Source organism: Lactiplantibacillus sp. YT640 (genome assembly GCF_049745435.1).
GTDB lineage: Bacteria > Bacillota > Bacilli > Lactobacillales > Lactobacillaceae > Lactiplantibacillus > Lactiplantibacillus plantarum.
Map to the genome: position 1 here is coordinate 1 of NZ_JBMNVY010000027.1, position 18,368 is coordinate 18,368.

Consider the following 18,368-nt stretch of genomic DNA (forward strand, 5'->3'; position numbering starts at 1 on the left):
ATCGTTTAGGTGTTGTCATCGGAATGCCTCGATTCGTTTTTCCTCAGATTATACCTGAATTTTTAGTTTTCAGACAGTCCCTAGTTAAGTGTCACTATAATCAGACTTCCCGACAAATTAACCCGTCAAAATTCACTAGTTAAGTGCTTAAAATTATCGATAATCCTCGTTGACTTTTCATAAATCGACCAAAAGTGATCACTTTTATCGGATAAAGCGGCTAATTTTCATCATTAGTTTCCCCGCTTAATCATTGTCGTTATTGATTTTCTAGCTAGTTAATCGGGATTGGTAGCGCTATTTTACATGAAATCCGGCTCAAATATTACAATTCATTACAAAAACGGCCTTATATTACAAGCACCCCCTAAAAACGTAATGTTCTGATTATTGCACTGCAACACTCACTAGTTATACTAGTCACTGTTGATTGGTTGAGACATCAACTGCTCGACCAATAGAAAATATATGTAAATAATCGAACACACGCAAATTATAGGAGAGTGTATTAATTATTATGAAGATCAAAAACCTTGTATTATCATCAACTGCTGCATTAGCTTTATTCGCTATCTCAACAACGGTTGCCAACGCTGATACTTATACTGTTAAGGCCGGCGATACTGTTTCAGCAATTGCCCAAGCTCACAACACTTCAGTTTCAGCCATTGAAAAGGCAAACAAGTTAGCTAATGTTAACTTAATCTTCATTGGTGATAAGCTTGAAGTCAATGGTACTACTACTACAACCACGACTTCTGCTGCTACAAGTGCTGCACCACAATCAGCAACTAGCCAAGCTACTTCTTCAGTTGCTTCAACTGCAACGAGTGCCAGTGCTACTAGTGCTTCTTCACAATCAGTTGCTAGCCAAGCTACTAGTTCTGCTGCTACTTCTTCAGCTGCTAGCCAAGCTTCAAGTTCTGCTGCAACCACTAGTCAAGCTTCATCAAGTGCTACTAGCTCAGCTGCATCATCAACAGCTTCAACAACCTCAACGACTTCAAGCTACACTGGTAGTAACTTAAAGAGCTACGTATTAAGCCAAATGCAATCACGGACTGGCGTTTCAGCTTCAACTTGGAACACGATCATCACGCGTGAATCAAACTGGAACTCAACGGTCAAGAACAGTACTTCTGGTGCCTATGGTTTATTCCAAAACATGCACATCAGCAGTGGCTCTGTTGAAGACCAAGTTAACGCTGCCGTTAGCTTATACAACGCACAAGGCATGGCTGCTTGGGCTTTATAAAATAACTGATTACTAACGAACAGCGTAATGACATTAATTGTCGTTACGCTGTTTTTTTATGCTCAGATTCATTTAAAAGGCGTATGCTTAGTAGCGAGAATACGAGGAAGGATCTGAGGAGATGCGCCACGAAACCAAATTAGTCATCACACTATGGGGTGGCATGTTAGGCAGTATGTTGTTGATTGGCCTGATTTTCCAGCTACCACGCTTAACCCAACTCCCATCCTCATTAACAACTGGGGTCGAAGAGCTGTTCTTTTTAGCAATTGCACTCATATTAAATCGTGACTGGCTACGGCAAACCTTAAAATTTGGGGTATCGGCAACTTGGCGTCGGCAAATCCGGCCCATCATGCCAACCTTAATCGTAGCCGCACTAATTGGATTATATACGTTAGCAACCGCCCAACAACTGACAAACACCCTGACCCTGTTATTCGTTGCCATATTGATCAGCCTGTTCGAAGAGACCTTTTTTCGCGGAATGTTGTTTCAGGCCAGCCAGTCAACATTGGGTGTAGGTAGAGCTGCAGTCTTCACTAGTATCCTCTTCAGTTTGACCCATCTAATCAATCTTGGTCACCAAACACTTAGTTTAACCCTATTGCAATTGGGCTTTACGTTCGTACTGGGGCTACTATTATGTTTAATCACGGCACAGACAACATCGCTACTATGGCCATTGTTGATTCACACCGTCAATGACTTCTTTAGCATGATGGAACCTCCAATCAATTTGCCCGGTATAACGACGACTAGTTTTCAAATCATCGAAATCGCGGTCATTATCCTATTAATACTGCCGATTCTACGCCAAAATCACCAGTGGCTGTCATAATGACCACCGGCAACTAATCGATCCGTAATTAATATAACCAACACCTTCAATGTGACCTATACTAAAGTTAGCATTAACTTCTGGAGGGGATTTCGATGTCATCAACCAAACGCGGCTGGGGAGCCGCTATTAGTATTTTCATTTTAGTACCAATTCTTTTTAAATTAATTGCCTGGCTACCAGTACCAACTTTATACAGTGGGCTGGTCCAAGACTTGCTTGTATTACTTATTTTCCTGCTATTAAATCATTTTTGGTTTAAAATATCGATTCAGTGGTGGCAATCGCAATCACTCGTACGACAATGCTTGCAGCTCATCCCGGGAATTATTATTTTATTACTACCAATGACGAGCAACTTCATCAAGGTATGTCATCTTGCTTGGACCCCAACGTTAATTCTCTATATTGGCTACGCCCTAGTTATCGGGATCACTGAGGAATATATCTATCGGGGCATGCTCCTGCCACTACTACGACAATGCTTCCCTCACCGACTCATGCTAGCCATTTGTATCGACAGTTTACTATTTGGTCTTACCCACCTACTCATTAACTGCAGCCAGCTGACCCTCAGCTACGTCATCCCACAAGTCTTTTATGCTGCAGCGGGTGGCCTGATTTTTTGCGGCCTTTATCTACGAACCAATAACTTAGTCTGGCCGATTTTCTTGCACGCCTTATCGGACGTATCCGTCGTCGTTAGTTTGGCCACGCATACCCACACCGCGGCCAAGTTGAGTATTCCGGTTGCTTACGCGATTGGCATCTCGGTGCTCTATCTCGTCTTGTTTATCATCATCGCCTTTATCGTTCGCTGGCAAGTTCGCCCTCAAAAACGATTGTTGTCTCGTTAGCAATTCACAGTAATCAAAAAATGAGTCCCCAGAATCAAATCATTCTGAGAACTCATTTTTAGTGACTTATCTTGACAAAAATGCGATTGTACGCGTCAACTCACGTCTGATTCAATCGTAAGAGCACCCTAGGTTTCCGCCACAAATTTGTGCTTTTCTAATCGGTAGGAGTGGTCACAAACGTCCGCAACATCCGGTTCATGCGTGACAATAATGACGCACTTCTTTTGTTCATGCGCAATTTTTTGAAATTGGTCAATCACATATTTCGTATTTTCTTCATCCAAATTACCGGTTGGTTCATCCGCAACCACTAGTTTAGCATCGCACACCATGGTCCGTGCAATCGCCACCCGTTGCTGCTGACCACCAGATAAGCGTTGAACATTCTTCTTCATCTGATCATCTGTAATACCTAACCGTCGTAACATCTTCATCGCATAATCCTTGTCACCACGGTGTTCCGAGTTCGTAATTGCCATGGCAGTCATCAGATTATTCAATGGTGACATATACGTCAACAAATTATATGATTGAAAAACGATTGCCACTTTGGACTTCCGATAGTTCGTCAGACCAATCTTATTGATTGGTTCACCATTGAGTTCAATTTGCCCAGCCCGCGGTTTATCTAGACCCGCCAGCAGTGAGAGGAAGGTCGTCTTACCGGAACCACTTTGACCAACAATGGCATACGAAGTCCCCGACTTAAATTCAAGGTTTACATTCTCAAATAGACTATTTTCTTGGCGGTCATACCAGTAACCAAGATCATTTACTTTTAACATTGCCGCCCCTCCTAATCAATTAAAACTTTCTTCGGCTGTAGTCGTAGTATGCCACCAGAAGCCAGCATAATCGACAGGAACATGATGGCTAAGCCAAAGCCGCCGAGTTCAACTAAATCCATTACCGTGACATTAATATCTAAGTTCGTGTCGGTCGTGGCACTGGCATTACCAGTCTGACCGCCGCCACTAGGCATATTGCCGCTTGGCTTGCTACCACCAGTGTTATCACTAGGGGCGCCCCCACCGCCACCAGGCTGACCCTGCTGACTAGTTGAACTCGTCGTAGTCGTTGCAGTCGTCGTTTGTTGTGAAACTAACTGGTCACCCAGCTTATTACCAACAAACTTACCACCGAATCCGGCTAAGACAACTGAGACGATCAAGACCATCACCATTTCAGCAAAGAATTGAGCGACAATCTTCCAACGGCTCTCACCTAATGATAACAAGACACCAATTTCATAGCGGCGTTCACGAATCATCAAGATAACGATTAAAGCTAAGATAATCGTTCCAGCAATCGCAACGAGCCAGACAATCTTATCCGCAAATGATTTAACGTTATTCATCGAACTCTTAACCGTTTGGTAACTGCTATCATCCGTTGACAACGAATACTTCGATGTATTGATCAACTGTTTACCAGACGTTTTGACGCTGCTAACTTTAGCGGGGTCTGAGATTGCAAAAGTCACAGAATCAGCTGTGTTCTTGTACTTAGAACCCTTGACCGTGTTAGCGAACGTGTATGACGTGTAAACACTGTTGCTGACATCGGTACTACCAGGACCTTGTTGCGTACTTGCACTAGACGACGCTTTATAGATCCCAACGATCTTCATCGTGTAAGTCTTCTTATCACCGGTCGTTGCTTTTAACTTAATCGTATCACCGACGCTCAGGCTATCTTCCTTAGCCAATTCACTTTCGATGACAACGTTGTTAGTGCCTTCATCACTAGCTGTAATACCGCGGCCCTTCGTAATTTTACTTGAGCTACTTTCAAAGGTTGAGACGCTGCTCGTATTAGTGACCCCAATAATCGAGATATCACCAGTACCACTGCTACTTGAGCCACCCATACCTTTCATCCCACCACCAGTACTACTACCTGATGTTGAAATCGTATCAAAGCCCTTCGCATTAGCGGAAGTTGAGACGGTCGCATTGTAACTTGAAACGTTGCTAAGCTTGGCGATTTTCTTCGCATCACTCAGTTTAACGGGCGATGTCGTCAACTTAGGCCGACTACTTTTACTCGTCGACGTGGCGCTGCGCATCTTCTTAAAAGCCGCCTCCCGGTTAGCAGATAAAGTGACGGTCGCCCCGACACTTTTCTTGGCATTACTAGTTGCCGTATCGGCAGCATTCCTAATCAATAACCCGGCCAATACAAACAGCATGATTGCTGATGTAACAAGTACTAATAGAATTGAACGGCCTTTTTTTGCCGTTAGATTGAGCCATGCGCGTTTAAAAAAATTCACGCTTAAACCCTCCTTCAGATAAAGTATTGGTATGACAATTGCTTTGCACTGCTTTTAACCTACACGGGAAATCTGACTAATTTGTGAACTTGCTGGGTTTATTTATGGGTCTGAAACCGAAGATTTTTCAATTTGCTAGCTAAGCCCCTGAAAGGCTGGTTGTGCTTGCTACTACTAGCATTGCACCGTATCGGAGGCCCGTTTAAATGCGTTAGTCAGCACTTTCGCTGAACGCCAAATAGTCGCGACAAGAATTAGCAATTAATTCTTGTCGCGACTATTGAACTTATTGATTAAACGAATTACTTACACAATCGTAAACTCACTCTTCCGGTACGGTACTTAAGTGCCACGTGATCGTACCCTGATAACTTCCAGGAACAGCGGCGGGCGTTGTTTTGAGCACCAAACCTTGTTGCGATGACCAGTGGGCGGTCACGTCATAGTCGATCCCCGGGGCCGTCTTTTGGCGCGCGATTTCCACGGCATCCTTTCCCAACATTGTCAGCTTGGCACCATCCTGATAATACAAGTTTCCCGCTAGTGTGCGGCCCTGATTAGTCACGAGAGGGGTCGCGGTCGCCTCTAAGCGCCAAGCAGCTTTCGAGCCCGTATCATCATTGACAACTACTTCAAGTCCCTCGGGCCGACTGACTTGAGCCGTTCCCGTCAGCTTGATTGGTGCAAACACACTTTCAGTACTGACTTTTTTCAGCTGTAACTCCCCACCAATGACCGTGACCGTTACTGTCACTGGTTCTGAGTAGGCGTTATCTTTGCTATGAGCCCGTAACGTAATCTGATTTTCACCGATTTGTAGTTCTTCGGCATCCACTTCAAATTCGACATAACCAACCGGATCGTCCATGCTCAACTGATAGTCTTCTCCCGCTTCACCATTGACCCGGTACTCGATACGCATGCCATCATTGTCAAAGTCTAACCCATCATTTAGCTTAATTTGGCCCTTAATGATGACGGGATCGCCTTTCTTCACTTGTGTCAACGGTTCAATTGTCAGGTTAACGGTCTTATTGGTCGTAATGGTGAAGTGCGGTGTGGCCGTTGCGGTCTTCATCTCGTGACCCTCAAAGTAACTCATGTCATCATCAACAAAAGTATCCCGATCGACCTTGGCAGCCTCACCAATCAGCGTAATATAAGCGTGCGGATTTTTCATTGATAGTGTCCGCTGCAAATCGTGTTGTAAGCGGGCCACCGACGATTCGTTATCGTCCGCTGGTAAATTGATCTCTTCCTCGGTACCATCCGCATAGCGGATCTTCGCGTGACTAAAGTGAACTTGTTCGGGTAATGGTAGGCTGGCCTTAACCTGTTGCCATTCATTGTCACCATTGAGATAGCTCAGAACGTACTCATATTCCAACTCATCCCCACCATGAACCCAGTCTCCTTCATGGACAGTTCGCTCTTGAGTCAGATTGGTTACGTTTAAATCTGACTCGATTTCAATCGGTTGTGGCAACCGGTCAAAGACGACCAGTGTTCTGGCATTAGCGGTTGTCGCCGTACTAGTTAATCCCCAAGTAACATTCCGGATATCCTTTCCAAAGACTGTTGTATCAATTGTGGTCATTCGTGTTGGTCCCTGATCCAGGGTATAACTCATGATTTGTTTACTGGCGACCCACTTCAATACAAGATGGTGCCAGTTACCGTCCGCGAGTGGTAATTTATCAGCGATACTCCCATGGTTCTGTTCAAAACGATAAGAGGACGTTAAACCACCCCGTTGCGTATAAGTATCCGGACTTGCAGGGTAGCTCGCGGCCATATGCATTTTTTTAGGCTTTTCATCGAAAGAATTCCCCCGGGGATACAATCCCCAAAAACCACCGTCATTCACTTTGGTATCCAGCTCCAACGCCCAACTTTTTTGAATCGCCGTCTTAGCAATCGTGGCCGGCGCCGTTCGCCGTGTATAGGTATCCGTCCCATAAACACCCAAGTTCTCACCAATAATGCTTTTCTTTCCATACCGACTAATCGCACTCATTTTGCGGGGATCATTCTGTAAAACAACGGCCAGTCCTTCACTCACGGCTTTGTCCCCAAAGTTCACCCACATTGAGACTTGGTTATCGACCCGCATGTTAAAGCGATTAACAGGGGTCGACCACATTGCCCCAACTTGATTATCGTCATTTGTTAATTCGATAACATGCTGCGAATGGCCATTCTTTAAAACAGTCTGCATTGTGGCCGAATTACGGTCAAACTTTCCCGGTTCAAATAAGCCTTCCAGATTCAGTCCAGCAGGTGCCGTATCAAGTACGTCAGCCTTACTAACTAACGGTATCACTGCCCCTAAACAGACAAGCAGTCCTAACAAGAGTCCCCAAAACCTTACTTCTTTCACCTAACGTCGCTCCCATCACTTGCCTTCCGCAGCTATTCTTACGCCGTATCTTAGCAAATTAAGCGACATCATGTCAATTATTTTTATGGTTATAATAAGTATTTATTTATACATAAAATTTAAGCAATCACACTTATACCAAAACATATTGATTTTAATAAAAACCAGCGCCTGACAGTTGTCATCGCGCTGGTTTTAAATTGACGGCTCACTTACTCACCGCGCCGGGAATTAAGCGCGTTAGGCCGGTAAATTTTCTGGAGCAAATGGGCAGTCCGCCACATGATCATTAATGAGACCAGTCGCTTGAAGATAAGAATAAATGGTTGTCGGCCCGACAAACTTGAAGCCGCGGCGTTTCATCTCTTTAGACACTTGTTGCGCCAAGTCGTTTGTTACCGGAACCTCATCGATTGACGGCCACGCCTGGCGTATAGGCTGGTTATCAACAAACGCCCATAACCAAGTGGCAAAGTCTTCCCCGGCCGGCCAATCTCGAATCACACGAGCATTGTTGATCGTTGCCATTAACTTCTGACGATGCCGAATAATTCGAGCATCGGTTAGTAGTCGCTCAACATCGGCGGTCGTCATAGCGGCCACCTGGTCAACATCGTAATCCGCAAAATCTTCATTAAAAGCCGCCCGCTTATTCAGGACGGTCTGCCAGCTCAGTCCTGCTTGATAAGTCTCCAAGCACAACAGTTCAAAAAGTCGTTGCTGATTATGTTGCGGCCGCCCCCATTCGTTGTCATGATACGCTTGCATTGCTGGTGATGAATCCGCCCATGCACATCGTTGCATTAAAAACATCTCCTTATCGCCACTATCCAATCCGGCTATCTCATACTCGCCGCATACTCTTAGACTAAAACTAACACTGTTTTTAAAATCTAAGTGCAGCCCCTAAAAAAAGCGCCGTCCAACTTGAATCGTTAGACGGCGCCAGTTGGTTACACTTATTATCGCATAACTGACTTATTTTATTGCCGATTTCGTTTCGTCTGCTTTTCAGCAGTGGTTTCGTCTTCCATACGATCCGTCAACGGATAAGTTAAGCGAATCAAACTTGGAATAATCGTTGGGATGGCGAATACCAGGATAATCAACCCGATAATCACAACCATCGCCACTTGAATCAACGTCAAGACACCGGATGGCATCAAGGCGGCGAACGTCCCACTCAAGATCAAGGCAGCGGATAAGACCACGGCTCCAATGACGGCGGAAGCTCTGACAATTCGAGTACTTGGTGTCGCAGCCGAATTATCAAATTCACGATACTTCATCATCAAGAAGATACTGTAGTCGACCCCAAGCGCAATCAACATGATGAACCCGAAGAACGGTGTGTTCCAAGTTAACATGCTTTGACCCAAGAACCAGTTGCTCAAGATCCGTGTAATACTCAAGGACATAATGTAAGCCAATAACAAAGTCCCTAAGATGTAGAACGGTTGTAAGACAGAACGCGTGATAACCATCAAGGCAATTAGGATTCCGACCAACATAATTGCAGCGGTCCGAACGAAGTCACTAGAAGCAATTGCTTGGGTATCGTTCGTTTCAGACGTTTGACCACCAATCGCAATGGTGGCACCATCTAACGCAGTTCCCTTCAAGCTATTCGTCGCTTGCTTTTGAATTGCCGTTACTTTATCCATCGCTGACTTCGAACTTGGATTTTCATTCAAGACGATTGTTAACTTCGTTGCGTGGTTGTTACCAGACATATAAGCCTTCAAAGCAGACTTGTAAGTCTTACCCTTCAAAGTGCTCTTTGGCACGTAATACGTCTTCGCAGCCGCGGAATCCTTTAAGCCAGTCAAGTAACTGTTAGCTGAGCCAACACCAGTGTTGATTGTCTTAGTTCCGTCGCTGGCAGTCTTCAAACCATCTTGGAGCGTCTGCATCTGACCTACTAAGCTTTGAATACTGGTGTACATTTGTTCATTACCAGAGGCCACTTGCGAGGCACCACTGTTAAGCTTACTTACACCACTTACCAAGGTTGGTACTTGCGAGTTCAAACTTGCAGTCCCACTAGCTAATTGTGAAGCACCACTATTTAACGTTGAAGAGTTGGCAGCTAATTGGTTAGTCCCAGAATCAAGCGCACTGATGGCACTCGTTAGCGTTGGAATTTGCGCGCTTAAACTGCTCATTCCATTATTAACCGTGTTTGCCCCAGAAGCAAGCTTAGTCACACCACCTGTGTAAGTATCCAGTTTTGACGCAAGTGTATTGGTACCACTTAGCAACTGACCGAGCTTTGAAGTGAGTTGGTCAGAGCCTGCTGACAATTGTTCAGTCGCAGTTTCAAGCGTCTGCATTTCTGTAACCGCCGTTTGTAATCCCTTAATTGCTGTGATTGAATTATTATTTGCTGAAATACTTGCCGTTGCCAAGTCACCAAGGCCTGACAAGCCACTCAATTGAGAACTCGCTGTTTGTAACTGGTTGTTGAGATCCGCAATTGTCTTGAGTTGCGCACTCAAATCAGACAATGCTTCCAGCCCGGCTTTTGCACCCGACGTGGTCGTCGTTGTTGCCTTTGTCGCCGAAGTACTTGCACTAGCGTTCGAACTGTTTTGCGCGTTCACGGCCGAAGTTACTGCCGAACTAATAGCAGCCTTCTGGTCATCAGTCACACTTGAACCTGCAGCAGCAACCGCTGCAGAAGCGACCGTATCAGCATTCACAGTTGCCGTTGAACTGGACGATGTACCGGCTGCATTAGCAGCATCAGTTTTAGCCGCACTTTCCAGCGCACTTTGAACAGTCGTCATATCATTAGTCATTTTAGTTTGCGCAGAATTAGCATTCTTAGCACTGTCTTGTAACAATGCAATTCCAGACTTAACTTTGCCAGAACTGTTAGCCACTGTCTCCATCTTTGTATTGAGTGTATTGAGTCCATCAATCAATGTCTGCAATTGTGACGCATTAACGTCCGTGCTTCCAGCTTTCACTTTTGCTTCCAGTTCAGCTAGCTTGGTTGAAAGTTGACTCGAACCACTTTGCAATTGTGCTACGCTAGAGGTTAAGCTTGCAGTTCCTTGAGAAATAGTTGTTTTATTATTATTTAACGTATCAAGTCCATTTGACAAGCTCTGTGTGCCGCTTAACAACTGATTAACTCCACTAGCCAACGTTCCAGTCTTACTGTTCAACTGGTTCAAACCATTATTGACCGTGTAGACACCATTAGTATAAGTAACTAATCCACTCGCTAACGAGCTCGAACCACTTGCCAACTGACCAGCCCCACTTGAAAGGGTTCCAGTCTTACCATTTAAAGTATTGAGTCCTGATGAAACTTCATCCGCCCCATCCGCCAACTTCTTGGCCGACTTCGCGCTATCCGACATATTGGCACTCTTCAACTTACTATTGGCGCTATCTAACCCACTACCAATCTTAGTCAACCCCTTGCTAGCAGACTTCATCCCACTAGTGACGGTGCCTAATTGGTTGCCAACGTATAATTGATCGATTTGTGAGCCACCGGGTTGGGTGACAGACGCCACGGTTTTAACACCCTTAACTTTTTGTAACTGCTTCGTTAAGCTGTCAATGACTTTTAGATCTTTTTCATTGTTGAAGGCATGATCCGTCTTGATATATAACGTTGACGGTTCAGCCGTCCCCTTGGAGAAGTGATCCTGAACAACTTGGAACCCTTTCTTCGCAGGAATCGTGTCGTTTAATTCAGCTAACGTATCGTAGTTTAATTCATTATTGTACGTTAGGATAAACGGTAATGAGACACCCAAAACAACGACTAGGGCGATGATTGGGTAACGAACTGATGACGCTGCAATGCCGTGCCACATCTTGCTCGTACTACCACCAGCAAACTTCTTCGTTGGCCAGAATAACCGTGGTCCTAATAACGCCATGAAGAATGGGTTCAACGTTAACAAGACGAGCAATAGGATAGCAACCGCAATGGCAACCCCAACCGCTGACTTGTAAATTGAGAAGTTCGCTAACCCGAGGGCACTAAACCCAATCAATAGTGACGATCCACTGTATAGGATCGTTCGTCCGGCAATCTTTAACGCGCGCCCAGTCGCGGCGACCGGACTATCGCCATGACTGAGTTCTTCTTTGAATTGATCGAACAGTAGAATATTGTAGTCGGTCCCAATCCCGAACAAGACCACGACCATAAAGACTTGGGTAAAGTTCGACAATGGAAAGTTAAATTTATTAACGAGATTCATCACAACGCTCAGCGAGATAATGAACGACACCCCAACTGACAACAGTGAAACTAACGGCGTAATCGGCGAGCGGAAGACTAACGTTAACACGATGAAAATGAAAATAACGGTAATAATTTCAGTCTTCTGAATCCCAGCTTCCGTTTCCTGAGTGAAGTCATCATTTAAGATGTCACTCCCTGTCACGTACGTCTTAACCCCAGCCGTTTTGGCACCAGCCGTAATATTCTTGGTCATGTTCGCGACGGTCTGATTCTTACCAACCATTAATTGTAGTAATTGGGTGGATTTGTCTTTTGAAATCAATTGCTTTTTGGCAGCAGCATTATCACTGGCAGCCGTCATTGATTTCACGTGATATTTTGATTTCTGCACTTTGAAGCGTTGAATCGTCCCATCGATTGCTTGCTTCTGGTCACTCGTTAACGGTGAATCACCATTATTGAAGACCACCACCACTTGGCGCGTATTATTTTGATTACGCCCCCAATGATTCTGAATGACTTGTGCGACTTGACTCTTGGCACTACTTGGCAACTTGGTCTGGCCCTTATCACGTACCAGACTGCTGATATTTGGCAGGAAGATGATGGCCGCTACCATCACAACTAGCCAAACAATCGCTTGGATTGTAAAACGTCTACGGCTCCCTTTCACGTTATATCCCTTCCCTAATTCAGATTCTTAAAACGACATCGTGACATTTAATCAACAATGTGTTTAAATAATAACAACATGTTAAATGAAAACCGGTGTAATTTCAACCAACAATTTTCATAAAATCGTCATTAAATAAACAAACAATAGTATATTGTTCAAATAATGAGGTGAACTTCAGTGGTAGGTACTAAAAACAACCGTCGTTCGCAAATGACCGAACGCCTAATTCAAGATAGTCTAATCAACTTACTCCAACATCAGTCGCTAGATGAGATTACGGTCACTGCTGTCTGCAAGGCCGCAGATATCAACCGGGGCACCTTTTACGCCCATTATGAAGACGTCAAAGATTGCATGCAGAAGATGGAACAAGATGCCACGGAAGAACTGCTAGCTGTTATTGATAAACATCTTAATCCCGACTCTTTACAAGCCATTCTGACGGGAATTTTTGAGGTGGTTAAGAAACGCCACGCCGTTACTTCCTTCATCTTAACAACCGACCAGGATTTTCTGATGAGCTTTATCGCAACAACTAAGCGTGAGATCTTAGCACATAACCAAGCTGAGATCACTGGTATTGGCAATCGCGAAAAAGAGTACATGTTTGAGTATTATCTCAATGGTATCGTTGGTGTTGTCCGTTATTGGTTAAAAACAGGACTACATGAATCACCGGAAGAACTGGCCAGTTTTATCAACGACTGGTGGTACCGAGGAAAACCAGTCAAAAATTTGGCTGAACACTGAATTTAACCCCACTATTCGATTGTTAGTTTAATTAATCTAGCTATTCCCATTAAATTAATTATTATCAATATGTCTTGGAAATTATCTTGCATATTAAAAGTAACATGAACCCTTTAATTGCAAAAGCAATCTAACTTCTTAATTACTTTCTTCTATATAAGATACCAGTCATGTGCATGGATGGACTTGATTCGCGTCAAGAAAACCCCAAAATGCCCGATTATTAGCAATTACCTGCTAATAATCGGGCATTTTTTAGACTTCTTTTGGGGGCGTCTTAGGTTCATACATCCGTTGCTTGATATCGTCCATTTCCTGATCCAGCTCCGTAATTAACTGCGCCTTCTTAGTCAATGACGCTCGCAATGCGTCCTGATGCGGAACGTTCTTCTTATAATTTAATTCATGCTCCAACGACGCCCAAAAGTTCATGGCAATCGTCCGTACTTGTAGTTCGACCTCAATGATGCTCGGCCCATCAACAGTGTAGACTGGCACCCCGAGGATTAAATGCAAACTCTGATAGCCATTAGCTTTAGGATGATGAATATAATCCTTCACTCGTAATACTTTAATGTCAGCCTGAGTCGCCAATAAATTCTCGACTGTCTTGACATCGCTTAGGAAACGAACAATCAACCGGATACCCGCAATATCATGCAAATTATTAAACACCGCATTTAACGTTAACGGTAAATGCTTACGTTGCATCTTACCAACAATGCTCTCAGGCGACTTGATCCGGGACTGCTTGCTATCAATTAATGCGTAGCCGTAACGAAGCTCATACTCTCGACTAATATAATCTAACTTATCTAAAACGAGCTTCATCGCAACTTCATAACGTAACGAATAAGCTTTCAACTGATCAACAGCTTGCAAAAGTTCCGGGGGTGTGCTGGCAAAAGCTGATCATTATCTGCACTTGCTTGGGAATTTGTTGTGCTCAATCAATATCGCTCCAATATAAGACTCTATTCTCTCTCAATCTACCTTAACGGATCGTGATGGTCCACTCACGCGCAATTTGGTCATACGCAATTTGGTGCGCATCTTCACCAACTTGGTAAGCTAAGTGTCCGTCAACATCTGCAAAATCACTAGGAATCAGGCCGCGGCCCTCTAACACGTTCAGGTGACCAACGACCATGCGATCGGCCAAGAAATTCTCAAATCGCTGCCAGAAACTTTGAAAACTGGCGAAGTCATGCACATCAAAAATCTCGTTGCGGAGTACTTCGGCATCAAATTCAATTCGGATTCGCGCACTCTTAGGTATCACTTGGGGCCTCCTTCGCATCGGTTAATCCACACTGCACATTCTTAGTGACTCATTAACCAACAACTCATTTTTGGGACTATCTCAATAATAAGACACGATGACCAAGTTACGCAATATCTGACCAACAACTGCTATCAAAACTTAAGCGCTTTGTAATCGTTGGGTTAATTGATTTTACGTTTCGGGTTCAAAATATTCATCGGGTCAAAGAGTGCTTTGATCTGATGTTGCAACATATCAACATCTTCGCCTAATTCGGCATTGTTCCATTGATTTTTCAACATTCCGACTGCGTGTTCACCCGAAATCGTCCCACCAAGTGCCAGCGTCTTCTTAAACATTTCTTGTAGCGCAATAATAATTTTTTCAGGCACTTCGGTTACCGACGTTGACCACACTAAGGTCGGGTGCACATTGCCATCGCCAGCATGTCCAGCCGTATAGATTTCGACGTCTAACCGCTTGGATAGTTCTTGAATATAGTCCATTAATGGGGCTAATTGCGATAATGGCACGGCCATATCTTCCATAATATGATTCTGACCAGCAAAAACTGCCGGCAGCATGTCGCGCCGTAATTGTTCTAGCGCTGCCTGTTCCTTAGGCTCGGTCGTAATCTTAACATCGTTGGCTTGCTGTTCGGCCAGTATCTTCTTAACGACTGCCATACTATCCTGACCACCATTATCAAGCTTAAAGATCAACATCGCCGCACTATTCTTAGCATAGTGCGTCTTCTCGTAACGATCGAGTGCCGCAACCGTATTGCCATCCAATGCCTCTAGCATCGTTGGATAAACACCGGAGATTCGAATCGCCGTGACTGCTTTAGCCAAGGCCGTCATATTATCGAAAAAGGCGACGCCCATCACGGGGGTCCCTAGCGGAATCGGCAACAGTTTAACGATTACTTCGGTAATGATTCCTAACGTGCCTTCCGAACCAATCATCAATTGCGTTAAATCATAACCAAAGGCCTGCTTTAGCGTCCGACCGCCTAACTTAACTTCGCGACCATCGGCTAAAACGACCTTAACGCCTAAGACATTGTCCTTAGTAGCCCCATACTTGACCGTGCTCATCCCGCCGGCGTTTGTCGCCACATTACCGCCAATTCCAGAGATGGGCTTAGAACCAGGGTCCGGCGCGTAGAACATACCCTGCTTGCGTGCTTCTTTATCCAGATCACCGTTAACGACGCCGGGTTCAACCACGGCGATGGAATCAGCCTTGCTAATTTCGATGATTCGATTCATCTTGGCGGTTGAAAGAATCAGACTGTCCGTTAACCCGTCCGCACCGATAACAGTGCTCGTTGTTTGGTCTTGGGGAATCACTGCGATGTGGTATTTACGGGCCGTTTTCAACGTTCCTTGAATGTCCTTGGTCGTATGTGCTTCGACATAGGCTAAGGCAAGGCCACTATCGTCATCGGTCAACCGCGGACTGAAAGAGTATTTTTTCAGCGTCTCCTCGTCAGTGAAGACCTGCCCGTCAGTGACTTGCGTTGCTAAATAATCTAAAACTTCTTGGTTAGAAAATGCGCGAAAGACTGTCAAATTACCAAACCTCACTTCATATATTTAAGTTCACTGTCAGTATAAGCCAAGAATCCGTTTTCTGCCGTAATACTGTCCGTAAGTGACCGCTCCTAATTTGCTCAGTTTCCAATCTAATTCTTTTAGGTGGTATCTATTTTTTAAATTAAGTACACTCAAAATAAGTATTTTCCGGGATCGTACTGACCGGGTATGCTAGAAACAGTGATTTCAAGACAAAGACGTTATCCGGGGAACCATCTTAACGCCTTTAATTAAGGGAGGATTTGAACATGCGGCATTCAGCATCTTCAAAATTACGGCCAGTGTTAATTGCGGTCGGCATCATTATCGTTATCGCATTCGTGGCGATTGGCTTAATTATTCGCCAGGCACAGGCGCGCTACCAGTCGACGATCTATACGGGAAACAGCAGTACTAAAATTGATACGACTAAGCCACTCAGCATCTTACTACTAGGTGTTGACACCGGGGCAGACGGTCGTATTGATAAGGGAAATTCTGACACCATTATGGTCGTTACGATCAATCCGCAGACCAAGAAAACGCTCATTACCAGCATTCCACGCGATTCATTAGCAGAAATGGTCGGTGATCAGGACACAAATGTTCAAAAACTCAACGCCGCTTACAATATTGGTGGCTCCAAGATGACCAAGGCTAGTGTTAGCAAGCTATTCAACGTGCCTATCGATTACTATGCAACTATCAATATGGGCGGTCTCAAACAAATCGTGGATGCCGTTGGAGGTGTGACGATCACTAGTCCACTCAACGTTTCATTCGACCACATCACAGTAACCAAGGGCAAACACCATCTCAATGGTAAACAGGCGCTATCTTATACACGGATGCGTTATCAGGACCCCCGGGGCGACTACGGCCGTCAATTACGGCAACAACAAGTCATGCGGGCGGTTCTCGCCAAACTCGCCGAGACTAAGACCTATAGTCGCTACAATCAATTACTCACTTCACTGAAGGGTAATTTACAAACTGACCTTAGCTTTAACGACCTTGTTGGGTTAGCGACGCATGATCGTGCCAATATGAAACACATCCAGTCGACTCAAGTCATTGGCTCACCCGCTTGGATCAATACGAGTTCCTATCAGATTTTAAGTACAAAGACCTTGCAACAAACGTCGGACCGCCTTCGGACCCAACTGGGGCTCAGTACTGAGACCCTTACCAACATGGAAACCAAGCTAAACGCCAAGAATACCGTGTATGACGGCAAAACCAATCTCAATTATGACACCCAAGGTTTAGATAAAATCACTTACAGTGATAATACCAAGTGATCTTTTAATGATAATCAGGCGTGCCACTGAAGCATTATAGCCTTCAGTGGCGCGCCTGATTTAGTCCTAGCCTAGTTAAAATTGATTGCTGCCATTAGTATTATTGGTTGTTGATTGCCTAAAGTATCACAGTTACTGCTTGTCTGTCACCGTCTTAGTGCACCCAGCCAGCAAGTTGCGTCACCAGTCCCCCGGTATCGTCGTTAAACTCATATTTGATATTCCCCCGGTCAGCAACGGCCTGGTGCTTGTTCACCTGTAAATCACTCACCCGAACCGTTAATTCTAAAGGCTTAAAGTTTTGAACTGAGCGAATCCAGACATAGTCGGCCAGTCGTTGTACTTGCACGAAGAAATACCGTTCCGTTGTCGTTGTTAAATCAATCTGTTTTAAAATTCCCGTTTCCATTCGTGCTGCACCCCCTCGTTATTTTCACCACTTAATATACGTGCTGAAACGCGTTCCAGGTCAAGGCGCAACACTCAATTATTTTTAATTGCAAGTTTGAATATTACATTTTAATAACAGTAAGCGAAAAAGCTAGTCAATTTAGTCAAACGGTTGTACTATGATTGATGATAAGGTTATTTAAGTCAACGATAACTCGTTAAAACCATCCAAAGGAGCAATCTCATCATGAGCCAGCCCAACACCCTGCATCCGCAAGCGTATTGCTACTACATCGAACTGACTGGTTCCGAACGGCCTGATTTACTCACCGCACTAACTACTAGTGAACAAGAATTGGGCGATTGGGAACCGGTTCAAGCAGCTAAGTTACCAACTTGGCGTTTATGGACTGACGCTAATGCCGACACGATTCGCTACACCGTTGCACACGTCATTGCCCGTAGCGCTTTGCCGCAAAACGCTTATTGGCTATTGCAGTACAAGGGTACTGACCATGGTCACCCCGAATGTTGCACCCACAATTTCATACCCGTTAATAAAAGGCGAACCCGGTGACAATTC

At 44.6% G+C, this 18,368-nt stretch carries 15 protein-coding genes; 6 read left to right on the forward strand and 9 right to left on the reverse strand.

The window, feature by feature from the left end; genetic code table 11:
- Positions 1-517: 517 nt before the first annotated feature.
- The 3 genes from ACOV1R_RS12905 to ACOV1R_RS12915 all read left to right on the forward strand — a co-directional run bounded on the left by ACOV1R_RS12905 (position 518) and on the right by ACOV1R_RS12915 (position 2,953).
- Positions 518-1,255 (forward strand): LysM peptidoglycan-binding domain-containing protein, encoded by a 738-nt coding sequence (locus ACOV1R_RS12905; protein ID WP_128485138.1) that lies wholly within the window; start codon positions 518-520, stop codon positions 1,253-1,255.
- A gap of 121 nt (positions 1,256-1,376) precedes the next feature.
- The gene (locus ACOV1R_RS12910) at positions 1,377-2,096 is read left to right on the forward strand and encodes a CPBP family intramembrane glutamic endopeptidase (protein WP_015825089.1); all 720 of its coding nucleotides are present in this window, start codon (positions 1,377-1,379) and stop codon (positions 2,094-2,096) included.
- 95 nt (positions 2,097-2,191) lie between these two features.
- Positions 2,192-2,953, forward strand: coding sequence for a CPBP family intramembrane glutamic endopeptidase (locus ACOV1R_RS12915; protein ID WP_015379723.1), 762 nt, complete (start codon positions 2,192-2,194; stop codon positions 2,951-2,953).
- A 128-nt stretch (positions 2,954-3,081) separates the two neighbouring features.
- Here ACOV1R_RS12915 and ACOV1R_RS12920 read toward each other — a convergent pair whose 3' ends face one another.
- The 5 genes from ACOV1R_RS12920 to ACOV1R_RS12940 all read right to left on the reverse strand — a co-directional run bounded on the left by ACOV1R_RS12920 (position 3,082) and on the right by ACOV1R_RS12940 (position 12,497).
- Positions 3,082-3,741 (reverse strand): ABC transporter ATP-binding protein, encoded by a 660-nt coding sequence (locus tag ACOV1R_RS12920; protein WP_003641873.1) that lies wholly within the window; start codon positions 3,739-3,741, stop codon positions 3,082-3,084.
- Between the two features lie 11 nt (positions 3,742-3,752).
- Positions 3,753-5,231 (reverse strand): ABC transporter permease, encoded by a 1,479-nt coding sequence (locus ACOV1R_RS12925; RefSeq protein ID WP_128485139.1) that lies wholly within the window; start codon positions 5,229-5,231, stop codon positions 3,753-3,755.
- A gap of 322 nt (positions 5,232-5,553) precedes the next feature.
- Entirely contained in the window at positions 5,554-7,611 is a 2,058-nt protein-coding gene (locus ACOV1R_RS12930) for a lectin-like domain-containing protein (RefSeq protein WP_097558189.1), read from the reverse strand.
- Positions 7,612-7,851: 240 nt separating this feature from the next.
- Entirely contained in the window at positions 7,852-8,415 is a 564-nt protein-coding gene (locus tag ACOV1R_RS12935) for a DNA-3-methyladenine glycosylase I (protein ID WP_015379719.1), read from the reverse strand.
- 179 nt (positions 8,416-8,594) lie between these two features.
- Positions 8,595-12,497: an MMPL family transporter gene (locus ACOV1R_RS12940; protein ID WP_097558190.1), complete on the reverse strand. Its 3,903-nt coding sequence runs from the start codon at positions 12,495-12,497 to the stop codon at positions 8,595-8,597.
- 180 nt (positions 12,498-12,677) lie between these two features.
- On the opposite strand from ACOV1R_RS12940, the gene ACOV1R_RS12945 reads away from it, so the two are divergent.
- On the forward strand, positions 12,678-13,250 hold the full coding sequence (locus tag ACOV1R_RS12945) for a TetR/AcrR family transcriptional regulator (protein WP_003643718.1): 573 nt from the start codon (positions 12,678-12,680) through the stop codon (positions 13,248-13,250).
- A gap of 255 nt (positions 13,251-13,505) precedes the next feature.
- Here ACOV1R_RS12945 and ACOV1R_RS12950 read toward each other — a convergent pair whose 3' ends face one another.
- The 3 genes from ACOV1R_RS12950 to ACOV1R_RS12960 all read right to left on the reverse strand — a co-directional run bounded on the left by ACOV1R_RS12950 (position 13,506) and on the right by ACOV1R_RS12960 (position 16,091).
- Positions 13,506-14,114: a GTP pyrophosphokinase gene (locus ACOV1R_RS12950; RefSeq protein ID WP_243530655.1), complete on the reverse strand. Its 609-nt coding sequence runs from the start codon at positions 14,112-14,114 to the stop codon at positions 13,506-13,508.
- 130 nt (positions 14,115-14,244) lie between these two features.
- On the reverse strand, positions 14,245-14,550 hold the full coding sequence (locus ACOV1R_RS12955) for a hypothetical protein (RefSeq protein WP_003641866.1): 306 nt from the start codon (positions 14,548-14,550) through the stop codon (positions 14,245-14,247).
- Between the two features lie 146 nt (positions 14,551-14,696).
- A complete protein-coding gene (locus ACOV1R_RS12960; protein ID WP_016511414.1) occupies positions 14,697-16,091 on the reverse strand; it encodes an FAD-binding oxidoreductase in 1,395 nt (464 codons plus the stop codon).
- 272 nt (positions 16,092-16,363) lie between these two features.
- On the opposite strand from ACOV1R_RS12960, the gene ACOV1R_RS12965 reads away from it, so the two are divergent.
- Positions 16,364-17,395: an LCP family protein gene (locus ACOV1R_RS12965; protein ID WP_097558191.1), complete on the forward strand. Its 1,032-nt coding sequence runs from the start codon at positions 16,364-16,366 to the stop codon at positions 17,393-17,395.
- Between the two features lie 154 nt (positions 17,396-17,549).
- On the opposite strand, the gene ACOV1R_RS12970 is transcribed toward ACOV1R_RS12965, so the two are convergent.
- Complete coding sequence (locus ACOV1R_RS12970; RefSeq protein WP_003641863.1) at positions 17,550-17,804, reverse strand: hypothetical protein; 255 nt, start codon at positions 17,802-17,804, stop codon at positions 17,550-17,552.
- A 228-nt stretch (positions 17,805-18,032) separates the two neighbouring features.
- Between ACOV1R_RS12970 and ACOV1R_RS12975 the strand changes: the two genes are divergently transcribed.
- Complete coding sequence (locus ACOV1R_RS12975; protein WP_236039356.1) at positions 18,033-18,362, forward strand: hypothetical protein; 330 nt, start codon at positions 18,033-18,035, stop codon at positions 18,360-18,362.
- Positions 18,363-18,368: the final 6 nt, after the last annotated feature.

Coding starts and splice junctions, on each gene's coding strand:
- ACOV1R_RS12975 (WP_236039356.1), top strand. CDS start 18,033: ATGAGCCAGCCCAACACCCTGCATCCGCAAGCGTATTGCTACTACATC.
- ACOV1R_RS12970 (WP_003641863.1), bottom strand. CDS start 17,804: ATGGAAACGGGAATTTTAAAACAGATTGATTTAACAACGACAACGGAA.
- ACOV1R_RS12920 (WP_003641873.1), bottom strand. CDS start 3,741: ATGTTAAAAGTAAATGATCTTGGTTACTGGTATGACCGCCAAGAAAAT.
- ACOV1R_RS12935 (WP_015379719.1), bottom strand. CDS start 8,415: ATGCAACGATGTGCATGGGCGGATTCATCACCAGCAATGCAAGCGTAT.
- ACOV1R_RS12955 (WP_003641866.1), bottom strand. CDS start 14,550: ATGCGAAGGAGGCCCCAAGTGATACCTAAGAGTGCGCGAATCCGAATT.
- ACOV1R_RS12910 (WP_015825089.1), top strand. CDS start 1,377: ATGCGCCACGAAACCAAATTAGTCATCACACTATGGGGTGGCATGTTA.
- ACOV1R_RS12915 (WP_015379723.1), top strand. CDS start 2,192: ATGTCATCAACCAAACGCGGCTGGGGAGCCGCTATTAGTATTTTCATT.
- ACOV1R_RS12905 (WP_128485138.1), top strand. CDS start 518: ATGAAGATCAAAAACCTTGTATTATCATCAACTGCTGCATTAGCTTTA.
- ACOV1R_RS12965 (WP_097558191.1), top strand. CDS start 16,364: ATGCGGCATTCAGCATCTTCAAAATTACGGCCAGTGTTAATTGCGGTC.